This is a genomic window from Rhizobium sp. 2YAF20 (assembly GCF_052114685.1).
Lineage (GTDB): Bacteria > Pseudomonadota > Alphaproteobacteria > Rhizobiales > Rhizobiaceae > Rhizobium.
Map to the genome: position 1 here is coordinate 23,595 of NZ_JBFRFF010000036.1, position 16,337 is coordinate 39,931.

The window sequence follows — 16,337 nt, forward strand, 5'->3', positions numbered from 1 at the left end:
GCGCGATCCTCACTCTACCGGCGTTGCTGCGACTTGTTTTTCGAACTTGTTGAAGAATTCGCCCGCTAGTTTCTGCGAGGTGGACTGAATGAGCCGTGCACCCAGTTGTGCGATCTTGCCACCCACCTGCGCGTCGACGACATAGGTCAGCATCGTGCCAGCTGCATCCTCGTTCAAGGCCACGTTGGCGGAGCCGCGCGCATGGCCGGCGATGCCGCCGCTACCCTCTCCGACCAGGGTCATGCTTGCCGGCGCAACCACATTCTCAAACCGTACCTTGCCCCTGAAGCTCGCCTTGACCGGGCCGACCTTGAGCACCACCGTTGCGGCCAGTTCATCGTCGGCGAGTCGTTCAAGCGTCTCGCAGCCGGGAATGCAATTGCGGAGCACATCCGGATCATTGAGCGCAGCCCAGACACGATCCCGGGGGGCGGCAATGTGTTGCTGGTTGTTCATTTCCATTGGTATTTTGCCTTTCCTAGAAATGCCGAAAGGTCGATTTTTGACCTTGAACGCCAAACGCCCTATTTGGATAAGCTGAAATAATTTTGCTCGCAATAGAAAATTTTTAGAGGAATGGCCTCTTAAATTTTTTTCGGTACGGGTGCGCCAATATGCATATTGTTGCGGCATAAATCCAAGATATTCAGCGTATTCAGAAGGGCGTTGCACAATATTTGCGCTCTCTATGCCCAACGCTTTTGCATATTTGCCAGACTTATGGCGGGTATTTTATTTTCTGATTTTGCTGTTTTCAGGAAAGATGCATTTCATTGATCAACAGCCGGCGCTGGCTTCAACTCAACGATTTTGGAGAAAGGCCCAGACAATGACAGAAACCAAGAACGTCAAAAATATATCACGGCGCAATTTGCTCAAGGCGGGCGCAACGGCAGCCGGCGCCGCCGCAGGTTCCGGCCTGATCACCGGCTTCCCGACTATCTGGGCGCAGGAGATCAAGGACATCGAGCTTCGCCATGTCGGCGTCTCTTATTCGGTCGTCAAGGCGATCGGCGACCAGGCGTCGAAGGATCTCGGTTTCAAGGTCTCGATGCAGAATCTCGACACGTCTGCCTCCATCAACCGTTTCATCACCCAGCCCAACACGGTCGATATTGCCGACCTCGAGGGTTGGCAGGCCAAACTTGCCGCAAAGCGCGGCGTCATCCAGGGCATCGAAGCTAAGAAGATCAAGGAATTCGACAATTTCCTGCCGATCTTCACCAAAGGCGAGATCGATGGCAAGAAGATTCCGCGCCAGGGCATATCGCCCTATGAAGCACTCTATATCGAAAAGCCTGATTCCACCGAACTGCATGATGGTGTCACCGAATGGCTGACCAACGTGCCGCAGGTCTACAATGCGGACTCGATCGGCTACCGGCCCGACCTCATTGGTCATGAAGTCACGCAGTGGAAGGATCTGATCGACCCGAAATTCAAAGGCAAGGCCGCCATTCTCGACGTTCCGGCGATCGGCATCATGGACGCGGCGCTGTGTTTCGAAAGCGCCGACCTGATCAAGTACGGCAACAAGGGAAACATGACCAAAGCCGAGATTGATTTCACGATCAACAAACTGATCGAGCTGAAGAAGAGCGGCCATTTCCGCGCCACCTGGACCACGTTCGACCAGTCAGTACAGTTGATGGCCGCCGGCGAAGTCGTCATCCAGTCGATGTGGTCGCCCGCCGTTGCTGCCGTTCGTGTCAAAGACATCCCCTGCACCTATGCGCCGGTCAACATCAAGGATGGCAAGGAAGGCTATCGCGGCTGGTGCAACGGCATGGGCCTGATGAAGCATCTTTCCGGCAAGAAGCTTGAAGCCGCCTATGAGTATCTCAACTGGTACATGTCCGGTTGGCAGGGTGCTTTCGTTAGCCGCTATGGCTACTACAGCCCCGTCCCCTCGACCGCCAAGAAGTTCATGAGCTCGGCCGAATACGCCTTCTGGTACGAAGGCAAGCCGGCCCCGGAAGAGGTCAAGGATCCGTTCGGCGTGCCGATGGAAAAGCCCGGCACTGTCCGCGACGGCGGCTCGTTCGTCGATCGCGTCACCAACATCTCGTGCTGGAACACCCTGATGGACGAGGCCGCCTACATGAACAAGCGCTGGAACGACTTCAAGGTCGCCTAATAGAGCGCTCTCCACATACCCCGATGCTCCGTCCGTGGCGGCGGGACATCGGACACTTCAGGCTCTGGTGGAAACTCTGATATGAAACTCAGTCGAAACGTCACTGGCTGGCTCAATGTCCTGCCGCTGCTGCTCGTTCTGATCCCGTTCTTCGTCGTGCCGATCATCGTCGTGCTGATCGCCAGCTTCATGAAGACGGATGGCTTTGGCGGGCTGTTTCCGAACTACTCGTTCGACAGCTACGTCACCGTGTTCACCTCGTCGCTGACTTTCAACCTCTATTACGAGACGTTGAAATTCACCCTGCTGACGCTGTTCTTCACTGCGATTATCGGCTTCTGGGTTGCCTACTTCCTGGTGTTCCACGTCAAGAGCAAGCTACTGGCCATGGGGCTTTTCCTGGTCTGCACAGTGCCGTTCTGGACGTCGAACATCATCCGGATGATTTCCTGGATCCCCCTGCTCGGCAAGGAGGGGCTGATCAACAGCGGGCTGATTGGCGCCCATGTGATTGACGAGCCGCTCGAATTCCTGCTGTACTCTTCCTTTGCGGTTGTCGTGGCCTATGTCCACCAGCTGACGATATTCATGATCGTGCCGATCTTCAACTCGATGTCGCGCATCGACAAGCGAGTGGTGGAGGCTGCGCTCGATGCCGGCGCCAGCCGCTGGGACATCATGCGGCTGATCATTCTGCCAATGTCCAAGAGCGGGATCGCGCTGGGCGCCATCTTCGTCGTCTCGATCGTCATGGGGGACTTCTTCGTGGTCAAGATCATGTCCGGCGGCGGCTCAGCCTCGGTGGTCGGCGCCTTCTATGAGGATATCGGCGTGCTGCAATATCCGAGCGCTGCAGCCAGCGCCATCGTGCTTACGGTCCTGGTCATGCTCATGGTTGCAGCAATCCTGCGCATCGTCGACATTCGCAAGGAGATCACCCAATGACCGACATGACGGCATCGCTTTCGGCTCTCCCGATCAAGGCTCGTGTCATCCGCCCGCGTGCCAGCGGCCGTGCCTGGACCTTCTATGCGCTCAGCGCTTTCTTCACGCTCTATGTCATCGGTCTTTATGGCCCGATGATCTCGATCTACATCCTGTCGTTCCAGGACCTCAAGGGAGGGCTCGTCTTCCCGATGCGCGGCGTCTCGCTCTACTGGTTCGAGGAACTGTTCATGCAGTCGCGGGCCGGCGATGTCAGCGGCGCCTTCCAGCGCTCGATCATCCTGGCGGTGCTGGTCACGGTCATCACCGTGGTGTTCTCGTTCATGGCCGGTCTGGCATTTCGCCGGCGGTTCTGGGGCGATACGTTCGTTTTCTATCTGATGATCGGCAGCCTCGTGGCTCCCGGTCTGGTGCTCGGCATCGGCATCGGCCTTGCCTTCACCATTCTTGGCTTCGAGGCCAGTTGGTATACATCGGCGCTCGGTGCGCAACTGTCCTGGACGCTGCCGTTTGGCGTGCTGGTCATGTTTGCTGTCATGTCGCGCTTCAACAACGAGTGGGACGAAGCCTCCCGCGATCTGGGCGCAACGCCGATGCAGACCATCCGTCTCGTCGTGTTGCCGATCCTCGCTCCGGGCCTAATTGCGGTAGCCCTGTTCGGCTTCACGCTCTCCTATGACGAATTTGCCCGGACGCTACAGACCGCGGGGCCTCTGAACACGCTGCCGCTGGAGATCTGGAGCATGACACTGAATGTGACCTCGCCGTCGCTCTATGCCCTAGGCACGGTTTCGACTGTTGTTTCCTTCGTCATCATCGGCGCCAGCCTGGGCTCGATCGTCTGGCTGCAACGACGTCGTGCGGCCGCTGGCCGAGGCGAGCACTGATATGGAGAAGTCTATGAAAAACACAAAGGGCGATATCGAACTCGCCGGCATTGCCAAGAGCTACGATGGCCAGACTTATGCTGTCGATGGTATCAACCTGAAGATCCCGGATGGCGCCTATTGCTGCCTGCTTGGCCCCTCCGGCTGTGGCAAGAGCACGATCCTGCGCATGGTCGCCGGACATGAGGATCCGACCGTCGGCGAGATCCTGATCGGTGGCGAGAACGTGGTGGGCCTGGCGCCGCTCGAACGTCGCACGGCGATGATGTTCCAGAGCTACGCGCTGTTTCCGCATCTCTCCGTGCGCGATAATATCGCCTTCGCCCTGCGTGTCCGCGGTCTCTCCAAGGCCGACCGTTATCTCAAGGCTGATGCGATGATTGAGAAGGTTCGGCTGGCCGAATTCGCCAACCGTCTGCCGGCTCAGCTGTCAGGGGGGCAACAACAACGCGTGGCGCTCGCCCGCGCCGCCATCACCGAACCACGCGTGCTGCTGCTCGACGAGCCACTGTCCGCGCTAGACGAGCATCTGCGGATCCGCATGCGAACGGAACTACGCCGCATGCAGCAGGATCTCGGCATCACATTCATCCATGTCACGCATACGCAGCTTGAAGCCATTGCGCTGGCCGATATGGTCGTTGTCATGGACAAGGGGCAAATTCGACAGGCCGGGCCGGCGCGCGAAATCTATGCGGCGCCGAAGGACCGTTATGTCGCGGAATTCATCGGCGGCCAGAACGTCCTGTCCGGCAAGGTCAACTATATCAACGGCTCAAAGGCCACGATGGCCGGCAACATGTTCAGCGAGATTTCGATCCCGCTGACGTCGAGCCGCAAGCTTGAAATGGGCCAGCCGCTCGACATCGCCGTCAGGCGCGACGACGTCGAACTGATGCGCCCCGAACATTCTGCCATTCCCGCCGGATCGACCTCGGTCGAGGGCACGATCCTCGGCGTTGAATACCAGGGCAATTTCGTCAAGGTGATGATGGCGGCGGCCGGCGAGGAAGAGTTCGTCGCCTATGTACCGGAGCGCCGCTTCTTCGAAGACGCGATGACGGTCGGCGATCGGGTGATCGCCGTCTGGCAGATCGACCGCACTCAACTTCTCGCCTAACCGGAGCCGCTGCCATGGACATATCCTTTACCCTGAACGACCGCCCAATGAAGGTGGATATCGATCCGTCGACGCTTCTGGTCGAGCTGATCCGCGAGACGCTGTCGCTGACCGGTACCCATGTCGGCTGCGACACCAGCCAGTGCGGCGCCTGCGTCGTCCATCTCAACGGCGAATCCGTCAAAAGCTGCACGCTGCTGGCCGTGTCTGTGGATGGTGCTTCGGTCAAGACTGTCGAGGGCCTGTCGAAGGGTCCGAATGCACTGCACCCGATGCAGCATGCCTTCCGTGAGAACCACGGCTTGCAATGCGGCTTCTGTACACCGGGCATGCTGATGGCCTCGATCGATCTCGTCAAACACAATCCCGATCCATCCGAAGCGGAAGTCCGGGAATGGCTGGAAGGCAACATCTGTCGCTGCACCGGTTACCAGAACATCGTCAAATCCGTGATCGCTGGCGCCGCTGCCATGCGTGACGCATCGTAAGGGGGCAGGAACATGGCAGACGTCATCGGCATCGGGCTATCACCCAAGCGCAAGGAAGACCTGCGTTTCATCACCGGGCGCGGAAACTATGTCGCCGACATCAAGCGGCCGAATATGGCGATCGGCGTGTTCGTCCGCTCGTCGCATGCGCACGCGATCATCATATCGATCGATGTGACGGCAGCGCTCACACAGCCCGGCGTCAAGGCTATTTTCACAGGTGAGGACCTGAAGGCCGATAATGTCGGTGGGCTTCCCGTCGGCTGGGGCATCCGCGGTAAGGATGGCAGTCCGATGAACGAGCCGCCGCATCCGCCGCTCGCCACCGGCAAGGTGCGCTACGTCGGCGATGCCGTCGCCTTTGTCGTCGCCGAGACCCAGGAACAGGCGGAGGAAGCTGCGGCCTTGGTCGAGGTGGATTACGACGTGTTGCCGGCAGTGGTCGGCGTGGTTGAGGCACTGCAGCCGGGTGCGCCACAGATCTACGACGACGTGCCCAACAATCTCTGCTGCGACTGGGATCTCGGCGATGCCGAAGCGGTCGAACGCGCTTTCCAGACCGCCGACCATGTCACCCATATCGAGCTCGTCAATCAGCGCCTGGTCGGCAATCCCATGGAGCCGCGCGCGGCCATCGGTGAATATGATTTCGCCAATGGCCAGTACACGTTGTGGACCACCAGCCAGTTTCCGCATGTCGTGCGCCTGCTGATGGGTGAAATGGTTCTGCATATTCCGCAGCACAAGCTGCGGGTCGTCGCACCCGATGTCGGTGGCGGCTTCGGTGTCAAGCAGTTCCACTATGCCGAAGAGGCGATTGTCACCTGGGCGGCCGGCAAGCTCGGCGGCGCGGTCAAATGGGTCTGCCAGCGCTCCGAAGGTTTCATCTCCGATGCGCATGGCCGCGATCATGTGACCGAGGCTGAGCTGGCGCTCGATGCATCCGGCAAGTTCCTGGCGATCCGCGTCAAGACCTATGCCAATATGGGCGGCTATCTCTCGACCTTCGGGCCAAATATCCCGACCAATCTCTATGCGCCACTTTTGTCGGGGGTCTATATCGTTCCCTCGATCTACTGCGAGGTCAAGGTGGTGTTCACCAACACCGTGCCTGTCGATGCCTATCGCGGTGCCGGCCGGCCGGAAGCGACATTCGTGGTCGAGCGGCTGGTGGACACGGCCGCCCTCGAAATGGGGATCGACAAGATCGAGATCCGCCGTCGCAACATCATCCCCCGGGAAGCCTATCCCTATCAGACGCCGATGCTGATTGAGTATGACAGCGGCGATCCCGGCGCCTGCCTCGAACGGGCCGAAGTGCTGGCCGATGTTGCCGGCTTCGAAGGCCGACGCAGCGAGGCCGCCTCGCGTGGCAAATATCGCGGTCTTGGCATTTCCACCTACGTCGAAGCCTGCGGTCTGGCGCCCTCGCGACTGGCCGGCTCTCTTGGTGCGCGTGGCGGGCTCTATGAAAGCGCCACGGTGCGTGTCCATCCCTCAGGCGCCATCACCGTGCTGATCGGCACCCATAATCACGGCCAGGGCCATGAGACGACATTTGCACAGATCGTTTCCGAACGTCTGGGCGTGCCGTTCGAAAACATCGACGTCGTGTTCGGCGATACCGACAAGGTACAGTTCGGCATGGGGACCTATGGTTCACGGTCGCTCGTGGTTGGTGGCTCGGCACTCAACAAGGCCAGCGACAAGGTCATCATGAAGGGCCGCAAGATCGCAGCCCATCAGTTCGAGGCTTCGCTTGAAGATGTAATCTTCGAGAACGGCGAGTTCTCAGTTGCCGGAACTGACAAGAAAAAGAGCTTTGTCGAAATCGCCGGCTCCGCCTATGTGCCCTTCGATTTTCCGCTCGAAACGCTGGAGCCGGGTCTGGAAGAACAGGCCTATTACGATCCCGTCAACTTCACCTATCCGGGTGGCGCGCATTTCTGCGAGGTCGAGATCGATCCCGATACCGGCATCGTCAATCTACAACGTTATACCGCCGTCGACGATGTCGGCACGATCATCAATCCTATGATTGTCGAGGGCCAGTTGCATGGCGGCATCGTCCAGGGCATCGGCCAGGCGCTGTTCGAGCACGGCGTTTATGACGATGCGGGACAGCTGCTTTCCGGCTCGTTCATGGATTACTGCATGCCACGCGCCGACAACCTGCCGCAGATCGTCGTTGAGCCGCTGTCGACCATGTGCGCGCACACGCCGATGGGCGTCAAGGGTTGCGGCGAATGCGGCACCATTGGCTCGCCGGCGGCCGTGATCAGCGCCGTCGTCGATGCGTTGCGGCCGCTCGGCGTCACCCATGTGGATATGCCAGCGGCACCGAACCGAATCTGGAACATTATCCGCAATTCTCGCGCCAGACTTGCGGCGGAATGAGAGGTCAACGATGAAAAGCTTCACCTATCACAAGCCTGAAACTATCGCTGACGCCGTGGCAGTGTTGTCCATGAGCGAAGCCAATCGCCCACTTGCCGGCGGCATGACGCTGCTACCGACAATGAAGCAGCGCCTGGCTGCGCCCGAGGCAATCGTTGATCTCAGCGCCATCGTTGGGCTCAAGGGAATCAGCCTCGAAGGCGACACGCTTGTCATCGGCTCGATGACGCGGCATGCCGATGTTGCCGTCTCCGAACTGGTTTGCAAGGCAATCCCCGGTCTAGCACTTCTCGCCTCCCGTATCGGTGACCAACAGGTTCGGCATCGCGGCACGATCGGTGGCTCGGTCGCCAACAACGACCCGGCAGCCGACTACCCATCGGCAATCCTCGCGCTCAACGCGGAAATCGTCACCGATAGGCGGACCATCGCCGCAGACGACTTCTTTGTCGCTATGTTCGAGACAGCGCTCGAACCCGGGGAAATTATCACCGGGTTCCGTATTCCGATCCCGGAAATGGCGGCCTATTCGAAATTCGGCAATCCGGCATCGCGTTATGCGCTCGCGGGCGTGTTCGTCGCTCGGACGAGCAATGGCGTTCGTGTCGCGGTGACAGGTGCCGGGTCGTCCGTATTCCGGCCCGCCGATATTGAGAATGCGCTGGCGGCCAATTTCAGCCCGGAAGCCCTCGACAGGATCTCGATCGACGCAACGTCGCTGGCCTCGGACATCCATGCCGATCGCGAGTATCGGGCCAATCTGGTGATGGTCATGGCAAGGCGAGCCGTGACGCTGGCACTGCAGATCGCCTGACGGGCGGCCATCCAAAGGCTCTGGCGCTCTGCGTCCGTGCCACTGCATTCAAGGAGTAAACATGATCGACGATACAATGACGGCTGGTGCGGTCTCCGCGCCGGGGGAACTCGCACGCCTTCCGGCTACTGAAATGCTGGCGGGCTACAAGTCCGGTCGCTTCGATCCGGTCGACGTCATGGAGGACACGATTGCCTCGCTCAGACGAGTGGACACGTCCTGCAACATGGTGGTCACCGACCTCTATGAAAGCGCACGGGAGGCCGCCGAGAAGTCAGCACGCGCCTATAGCGACGGCACAGCGGGCGCCATGGAAGGCATTCCGGTCAGCATCAAGGACCTCGTCTTCGTCGCCGGCGTGCCTGCCAAGGGTGGTGCGCCATCCTATGCGAATTTCGTTCCGGGTACCGATGGCCAGGTGGTGCGCAAACTCCGGGAAGCCGGGGCCATTCCGACCTGCAAGACCACCACCTGCGAATCCGGCTATAAGCTGACGGCCGACAGTCCAGTCAGCGGCGTCACCCGCAATCCCTGGAATCGCGATCGCACCAGCGGCGGCTCTAGTGGTGGCGCAGCCGCAGGCGTTGCCGCCGGTGCCGGACCGATTGCCATCGGCACCGATGGGGTGGGGTCGATCCGGGTGCCATCCTCGTTCTGCGGTGTCTTTGGCCTCAAGCCGACATTTGGCCTCGTCTCGCGTGCGCCGGGTTTCTTTCCTCCTTCCTGGGGGTCGCTGGCGCATACCGGGCCGATCACCAACACGGTCGCCGATGCGGCGCTGACGCTGCGAACGATTGCCGGATATGACATCCGCGACGCCGCCTCGTTTAGGAGCGCGGTCGGCGATCTCTCGCCACAGCCTGCCGTTCAACTTGTCAGGGTCGGTGTTTCCAAGGATTTCGGCTATGCCGCCGTCGACCCTCACGTTTCAGCGGCCTTCGATGCCGCTGCGGCTGCCATTCTCGGGTCGAATGTCGATTTTGTGAATGCAGAGTTCACCCTCGATCCGGATATCCTGGCTAAGGTCCTCAAGCCGATCGCGTTTACCGAACAGGCTTCGTCGGTCGGCGCGAGACCGGACGAGGCTTTCGCGGAGTCTGACGAGGAGTTTCGCCAGATCATCACAGAGGGCCGCAGCTTCAGCGGCATCGACTACATGACTGCCACGCATCTGCGCTCAAAGTTGCGTGGCCAATTCGTCGAGTTGTTTGCGAATGTCGATGTCCTGCTGACGCCGACGGTATCGGTCACCGCCTTTAAGGCCGGGACGCTTGGCGTCGATCTGATCGATGGCAGAAATGTCGACGTGCATCTCGGCTGGTCGCCGTTCACCTGGCCGATCAATCTCGCCGGCCTTCCTGCTGCTTCGGTGCCTTGCGGCTTCGATCCCGACGGGTTGCCGATCGGCCTGCAGGTCATCGCGCCATGGGGCCGCGAGGATATTGTCCTGGCCATCGCCGCCGAACTCGAACTGCTTCGGCCATGGGCCGGCAGCAAGCCTCGCCTCTAACTTGATACAGACCTGATCTCCGGCGGTTGTCCGACCTCCTGCTCGATGCCCAGATAGTGGGCGAGATATTCATGCAGGGCGTTGGCTGCCGCCGATTTCGTGCCCGGCGCCTTGTAGAGCAGCAGATCCACCTTGGGCAGTGCCGGAAAATCCGTGCCGGTGCCGATTTCACGCAGGCCCGGGACCTTGGCGCTGCGGCCGAGAACAGTTACCGCCATCCCCGAGAACACCGCGGCCTGAAGACCACTGACGCTCTCGCTTACGCAGGCGATGCGCCAGTTATGCTGTGCCGATTCCAGTGCGTCGATCGCATGATCGCGGTAGATATTGCCCGGCGGCAGCAGCGCCAGCGGCACCGGGTTCTCCATATGGGCATCCGAATGATCTCCAGTCAGCCAGACGAGCTGTTCCTGCCGCACGATCTGCCCACCGGAAAAGTCATTCATGCGCGTCACCAGCGCCACATCCACCTCGCCCTTGTGCACGAGATGCACGAGCGGGGTGGACAGGGAACACTGGAGCTGCACCTGAACACGTGGAAACGCCCGCCGAAACAGCGCCAGGATCGAAGGCAGCAGGAAAGATGCATAAAGATCAGGCGTTCCGAGAATGACCTGGCCTTCGATATCTGGCGAGGCGAGCCGTGATAGCAGTTCGTCGTGCAGCCGCAGGATTGATTTGGCGTAGGAAAGAACCAGCGTCCCATCCGGTGTTAGCACCATCCGCCGCCCATCGTTGCGAAAGAGATTGGAGCCGCAAATCTCGTCAAGGCGCTGCAATTGCAGGGTAATCGCCGGCTGCGTCCTGCCGAGCCGGCGGGCTGTTTCGGTAATATTGCCAGTCTCAGCCACGGTATGCAGCGAGCGCAGCATCTTGATGTCGAGGTTGATGAGATTCATGCAGGCGACATTCCATGTTGAATGAGACCTTCCCGATGCAAGAATGATTCCAGAGTCGGCGTCTGACACCTTTGCGCCGCCCGGCGAGATCCCTGTCGGCAGATGGATAGACGCAGGCCACGTGGCACCTCTCCAACAAGAGGCGGAACTGGCGGAAAACGGCAATTCTCTCACTGCTCGGAATTGCCCGCGTCAGTGCTGCCGGCTACACCGCCATGCACTACGACGTGGTCGGGAATTTCACATCGCAGTCCGCGGTTGCGGAGATGAATGAAACCAATCAAGTCCTGTAGGACCGTGTTGCACGGATCAAGTCGCAATCAGCATTTAGCCTTTCAGCAAATGGTCAGCTGACACGCTCGTAGTTTGCCCGTCCGAAGGCGGACACGCTGTGAACCTTCAGTTCTGTGCTGTCCACGATCAAAGTGATCAGCTTGTCGGACGCACGGCCCTTTCGTGCCACCTTCAGGCTCTTGCCGCGCCGTGAAAGGGTCGAGAAACCCGGCACCGGCAGGGCCAACCCCATCGGCTTGGCAATTGGCCGCATAAAGCCCTGGGTCTGGCGCAGCGCCAAGCGAAACGCAACTCGCAGGGTCAGACAGATCTCGATCGCAAGATCGGAATGCTTGCGCTGTCCGCCTCGCGTCTGGCGCCGTGCCGACATCCATTCTTGCGCCACATCCTCCGAAACCCAGATCGCCTCGACGGCGAAGGCCCTCGTCATACGCCGGCCAGTTCGTAACCCGATACCGCCCTTCTGGAATTTGCCACGACGGCTATCGTGAAACTTGTAGGGCATCAGACCGGCTCACAGTTTGGAAAAATTCGGCAATAGCTCCCCAACACGATTCATGCAACACGGGCGTCCAGATACCAAAGGGCGAGGGCGAGCTGAGGCTCGTTTCCTTCCTCGACCTCATCGAGAGAGGAAAGCGTTACACCCAGCAATCGAATTCCCTTTTGAACGGGAAAGATCGGCGCTGTCTCCGCCTTAGGCGTCCAGCCAGTTTTCGAGCTTCAGTCCGGGATATGCCAGGAAGTCTCGCGTGTTGTTGGTAACCAGCACGGTATTCAAGGCGATTGCATGCGAAGCAATTAGCTTGTCCAGATGATCTTTCTTCCGTTCCCCCGTCGCCATACGAATGGGCCCATAGGCGCGCGCTGCCGCGATCCCAAAAGGCTCTACCGTGATCAGCTCGGCCAGGGCTGCAAGATTATCGAGTTCCCGCGCCGGATCATCGGATACGGAAACGCCATACTCGAGTTCCGCGAAGGTGATGGCGGACATCACCACGTCACCGACATAGCAGCTGGCAAAGCGGCGGGCGACTTGCTCCGGCTGGTTCTTCATCAGGTAGAAACACATATTCGTATCGAGCATGTAGCGCGCCATCAGATCTTGTCCCGCTCGCCTTGCTCATGGGGCTCTCTTCCGTCACGCATGAAATCCGTAGAGAAGCGGGCAAAGACGTCCAGAACGCCGGCGAGGGAACGATGCACCGGACGGATGCGAAGCTCGTCGCCCACGCGCTCGATCTCCAATTCGACATCGGTCCGGTCGAAGGCCAGTTCGGCGGGGATACGCACGGCCTGGGAATTTCCGTTCTTGAAAGCTTTGGTGGTGTGCATGTGCATTATCCTTGTGTGTACGTGGATGTACGATACACCCTCGGCGCTTTGATGTACATCTATTTGTGTGTACGGCGGTATATTTCCTTTGCAAATGGGATGGCCGAGGCTTTGGTGCATGAGTAATTTCTGAACGGTTCGGCGATAGCAAACAGGATCGCAATCAGCTTGATCCGGGTGCTATGCCGTACTAACACAACGCCGATCGTCGTCATCACATCGCAAAGATGAAATTCAGGGTGGCGAATTGGCCGGAGTACGAGGCAGCCTGCGTTTGTCTGAGCCTTCGGAAACGAGCGTTAAGACAGCGAAGGTCCCAGGCAAGAAGCGGGTCACGCGAGTAGAAGCGGCGCCGGCTATTGCCGAAACACCCGCCACGGCAAAGGGTCGCATCAAAGGGCCGAGGAAAGCCAAGTCCGTCGCTCAAGCCGAAGTCCCGAAACTGGCGCCTGCCACGGCAGGCGACGAGATGTCGGACCTCATCCAGCTCGAGGAAGAAAACAAGCGACTTCGCGCGGCTCTGGCCGAAAAGCTGCAACAGCTGCCGATCCGGTCCACGACGATGTTAGCCAATCGAACGATTTGGCTGAGACAGAGAGCGAACCCAGGAAAGCCGCGCCGGTATCGCTGCCGCCCGACGTAGAAGAGCAAGATGTCGGTGCGATCGATGCGCAGCACCAATCAGGTTCCGATGTGCGAGCGTTGGCGGCTCCTGCACGCTGGCGAATACCGCAAGGCTGGACGGGCCGCGCGGCGATAAAACTAGATCAGGATGCTATCTTAAACGGTACCCTCGGTGCAGGGCCCTCACGTCGTACTTTGGCCCAGGGCCGACAAGCCAATGTCGACGAATCAGCGGAACAGAAAGTCGTATTCCAGCCGCTCCAGCAAAAGTCGCTCGACGGATCGAATAGAAGGCTTGCCAAAACATGGCGCGCAGAAGCTTCTCAGGCACGATCGATGGCCGCCCGATCGGTGAATAGAGCGCTGCAAACTCCCGTCCCAGCAAAACGAGCGCGTCGTTAGCGATCTGCCGGATTGCCGGCGTATGATCACGACGAACACGATCCTCCAGATCGAAACAGCTGAAGAGTTCAACCGTCCTCACATCGCTGCTGCGCATCCATCAACTCCGAATCTCGACAAAGCCAGTGAATCACGACCAAAGTCTTTACGCCAGGGCCGCCTTTTCAACTACCTGCTAGGTCTCGTCGGTCGATCCAATGGCGTCAGCTAAGGTCAGTGCGTCGGACACATAACGCTGAAGCCTCCCTGCATCCGGCGAGCCGGCCCGCTCTCCCATCCAGCCGATATAGGTCAGACTTCGAAGGCACATGAAGAGCGGCAAAGTTTTAAGGGCGCTGTCCGGCAACGGCCGCACTGCGCTGTATCCGCCAATCAAGGCCGTCTCTATGAGGGCGTAGTGGGGTTCATCCCGGTTCTTGAACAGGGCAGTGGCGATGTCGAACATCCGCCAGCCGTAACCTCCATCGTCGAAATCGATCAGCTGGATATCGTCGCCGTCGACGAGCACATTTTCCCGGACGAGATCGGCATGGATGAGGCCATAGTCGAGCTCGAGAGGGGACAAACCATCAAGCTGCGTGCGCAGGAGCAGGCGCAGAGCGGACAGGCGCTGGTGTTGATCCGGTGACAATCCAGCGCAATCCCAGAAGCGGCCCCAAAGCGGCTGTTCGCCCAGCAAGCCGTCACTATCCCAGACGGGACGGTGGAAAGACGATGGCGGCGTCCAGGTGTCGGTTGCCACATGCATCCGCGCCATGGTTCCCCCTAGGGCACGGAAAATGGCGCCAAGTCGTTCTGGTGAATGCGCTAGCGGCACGCCTGACTGGCCGAGCGGAATGCCGGCCATCCAGCTGACGATATCGACATGCTGAGCGTCGAAATCCGGCGTTGCTGGAAGAGTAACGATGTGCCGCCCGTCCGGCGTGGCAATCGGCGCGGGTACGCGCATATTCGCCTGCCGCAAGGCCGCCGTCCAGGAGAGTTCCGAGGCCAGTGATTGCTCGTCGTGATAGCCCGGTCGATGCAGCCGCAGGGCTGCCGGTTCGCCGTTCTCAAGGCTGATCCGGAAGACCGCATTCTCACGGTGTTTCAGGAGTTGCGGCGTCTGCGCGCCAAGACCCCAGTGGACGAGCGCTTCGCGTGCCCGCGCATTTAGCGCCGCCATGAAGGGAGCTGTTCCGTTTTCAGACATGGCCGCCTTCACAGTTCGGACAGGACATCGTCGAGGGTCGACAGCATCAGATCGGCATTGTCCTTCGAGAACGGCATGGGCGGCCTGATCTTGGTCGCACACTGATGGATGCCGAGCTTGCCCATGAGCACGCCACGTTCACGCATGTCATTGATGACCTTTGTCGCGAGGTCCGCCGCCGGGGTCTTTTCCTTCCGGTCAAGAACGAGTTCAGCGCCGAAGAACAGCCCGCTGCCGCGCACGTCGCCGATGACGTCGTGTTTTTCCGACAGTCGCTTCAGGCCGTCTTTCGCGTAAGCGCCGACGATCCGGGCATTCTCCATCAGCTTCTCATCTTCGATAACGTCGAGGACTGCCATGGCCGCGGCGCAGGAAACCGGGTTGCCGCCGAAGGTGTTGAAATAGCGGAAGGCCTTGCGGAAGGCGTTCAGTGTGTCGGCATTGGCGACCACGCCGCCGACGGGATGGCCGTTGGCCATCGGCTTGCCGAGCGTCACCACGTCGGGCACGAAGCCCGCGCGCTGGTGGCCCCACATATGGCCACCGGTGCGTCCAAAGCCCGGCTGCACCTCATCGGAGATAACAAGGCCGCCCGCCTTGCGCACGGCGGCGATCGCCTTGTCGAGGAAGCCAGGCGGCAGATCGGGGAAACCTTCATTGGCGAAGAAGGGGCAGATGATCAACGCCGAGAAACCGTGTGGACTGTCCTGTAGCGAGGCGATCGCCTTTTCCACTTCAGCGGCGAAAGCTTCCGCAAAGGCTTCGCCGGGAACACCACCCAACGGCCGATAGCTGTCGGGCGCCGGCACGTGACGGACATGGCCGCCGAAGCCGCCGACCGGCGGCATACGCGTGGAGAGCTGCGATACTGCCGTCGTGTTGCCGTGATAGGTGTGATCTGTCGCGATTACGCCGGTCTTCCCGGTCACTGCCTGCGCCATGCGCAAGCCAATGTCATTGGCTTCGCTGCCGGTGCAGGTCATGATCGCGGTATCGAGGCTCTTATCGAAGGTCGCCGTCAACCGCTCGACATAGTCGAGGATACCTTCGTGGAGGTAGCGCGTATGGGTGTTGAGCGTCGACGCCTGGCGCGTGATCGCGTCGACCACGCTCGGATGGCAATGGCCGACATGTGGCACGTTGTTGTAGCAGTCGAGATATTTCCGGCCGTCACCGTCCCACAGCCAGACACCTTGTCCACGCACGAGCTGAACGGGATCGTTGTAGAAAGTCGACATGTTGCGGCCGAGAAGCCGTTCCCGGCGGGCAAGAAGCGTTGCGTTCCCGGTCATC

At 59.8% G+C, this 16,337-nt stretch carries 15 protein-coding genes and 1 pseudogene; 8 read left to right on the top strand and 8 right to left on the bottom strand.

Features of this window, described 5'->3' with window-relative positions; translation table 11 throughout:
• Positions 1-9: 9 nt before the first annotated feature.
• Complete coding sequence (locus AB4Z52_RS28325; RefSeq protein WP_442221213.1) at positions 10-696, bottom strand: CoxG family protein; 687 nt, start codon at positions 694-696, stop codon at positions 10-12.
• 133 nt (positions 697-829) lie between these two features.
• Here AB4Z52_RS28325 and AB4Z52_RS28330 point away from each other — a divergent pair, with 133 nt between their 5' ends.
• The 8 genes from AB4Z52_RS28330 (at position 830) to AB4Z52_RS28365 (ending at position 10,298) form a co-directional block, all read left to right on the top strand.
• Entirely contained in the window at positions 830-2,137 is a 1,308-nt protein-coding gene (locus AB4Z52_RS28330) for an ABC transporter substrate-binding protein (RefSeq protein WP_442221214.1), read from the top strand.
• A gap of 81 nt (positions 2,138-2,218) precedes the next feature.
• Positions 2,219-3,082 carry an ABC transporter permease gene (locus AB4Z52_RS28335; RefSeq protein WP_442221215.1) on the top strand — a complete coding sequence of 288 codons (864 nt, stop codon included), beginning with the start codon at positions 2,219-2,221 and terminating at the stop codon, positions 3,080-3,082.
• Positions 3,079-3,969 carry an ABC transporter permease gene (locus AB4Z52_RS28340; protein WP_442221216.1) on the top strand — a complete coding sequence of 297 codons (891 nt, stop codon included), beginning with the start codon at positions 3,079-3,081 and terminating at the stop codon, positions 3,967-3,969. The genes AB4Z52_RS28335 and AB4Z52_RS28340 overlap by 4 nt, the downstream gene beginning before the upstream one ends.
• A 13-nt stretch (positions 3,970-3,982) precedes the next feature.
• Positions 3,983-5,089, top strand: a complete 1,107-nt coding sequence (locus tag AB4Z52_RS28345) for an ABC transporter ATP-binding protein (protein WP_442221217.1) — start codon at positions 3,983-3,985, stop codon at positions 5,087-5,089.
• Positions 5,090-5,103: 14 nt separating this feature from the next.
• Positions 5,104-5,577 (top strand): (2Fe-2S)-binding protein, encoded by a 474-nt coding sequence (locus tag AB4Z52_RS28350; RefSeq protein ID WP_442221218.1) that lies wholly within the window; start codon positions 5,104-5,106, stop codon positions 5,575-5,577.
• Positions 5,578-5,589: 12 nt separating this feature from the next.
• Positions 5,590-7,974, top strand: a complete 2,385-nt coding sequence (locus AB4Z52_RS28355; RefSeq protein WP_442221219.1) for a xanthine dehydrogenase family protein molybdopterin-binding subunit — start codon at positions 5,590-5,592, stop codon at positions 7,972-7,974.
• 10 nt (positions 7,975-7,984) lie between these two features.
• The gene (locus AB4Z52_RS28360) at positions 7,985-8,788 is read left to right on the top strand and encodes an FAD binding domain-containing protein (RefSeq protein WP_442221220.1); all 804 of its coding nucleotides are present in this window, start codon (positions 7,985-7,987) and stop codon (positions 8,786-8,788) included.
• Positions 8,789-8,849: 61 nt separating this feature from the next.
• On the top strand, positions 8,850-10,298 hold the full coding sequence (locus AB4Z52_RS28365) for an amidase (RefSeq protein ID WP_442221221.1): 1,449 nt from the start codon (positions 8,850-8,852) through the stop codon (positions 10,296-10,298).
• On the opposite strand, the gene AB4Z52_RS28370 is transcribed toward AB4Z52_RS28365, so the two are convergent.
• The 7 genes and pseudogenes from AB4Z52_RS28370 to AB4Z52_RS28400 form a co-directional block, all read right to left on the bottom strand.
• Positions 10,295-11,197, bottom strand: coding sequence for a LysR substrate-binding domain-containing protein (locus AB4Z52_RS28370; protein ID WP_442221222.1), 903 nt, complete (start codon positions 11,195-11,197; stop codon positions 10,295-10,297). The two genes, AB4Z52_RS28365 and AB4Z52_RS28370, sit on opposite strands and share 4 nt — an antisense overlap.
• A gap of 346 nt (positions 11,198-11,543) precedes the next feature.
• Positions 11,544-11,996: a transposase gene (locus tag AB4Z52_RS28375; RefSeq protein ID WP_442221223.1), complete on the bottom strand. Its 453-nt coding sequence runs from the start codon at positions 11,994-11,996 to the stop codon at positions 11,544-11,546.
• Between the two features lie 192 nt (positions 11,997-12,188).
• Positions 12,189-12,590 (bottom strand): type II toxin-antitoxin system VapC family toxin, encoded by a 402-nt coding sequence (locus AB4Z52_RS28380; RefSeq protein WP_442221224.1) that lies wholly within the window; start codon positions 12,588-12,590, stop codon positions 12,189-12,191.
• A complete protein-coding gene (gene vapB / locus AB4Z52_RS28385; RefSeq protein WP_442221225.1) occupies positions 12,590-12,826 on the bottom strand; it encodes a type II toxin-antitoxin system VapB family antitoxin in 237 nt (78 codons plus the stop codon). Before vapB ends, AB4Z52_RS28380 begins: the two co-directional genes overlap by 1 nt.
• Positions 12,827-13,681: 855 nt before the next feature.
• Positions 13,682-13,949 (bottom strand): annotated as a pseudogene (locus AB4Z52_RS28390) (transposase); the annotation flags it as partial.
• 78 nt (positions 13,950-14,027) lie between these two features.
• On the bottom strand, positions 14,028-15,044 hold the full coding sequence (locus tag AB4Z52_RS28395; RefSeq protein ID WP_442221226.1) for a phosphotransferase enzyme family protein: 1,017 nt from the start codon (positions 15,042-15,044) through the stop codon (positions 14,028-14,030).
• Between the two features lie 8 nt (positions 15,045-15,052).
• Positions 15,053-16,336: an aspartate aminotransferase family protein gene (locus AB4Z52_RS28400; protein WP_442221227.1), complete on the bottom strand. Its 1,284-nt coding sequence runs from the start codon at positions 16,334-16,336 to the stop codon at positions 15,053-15,055.
• Position 16,337: the final 1 nt, after the last annotated feature.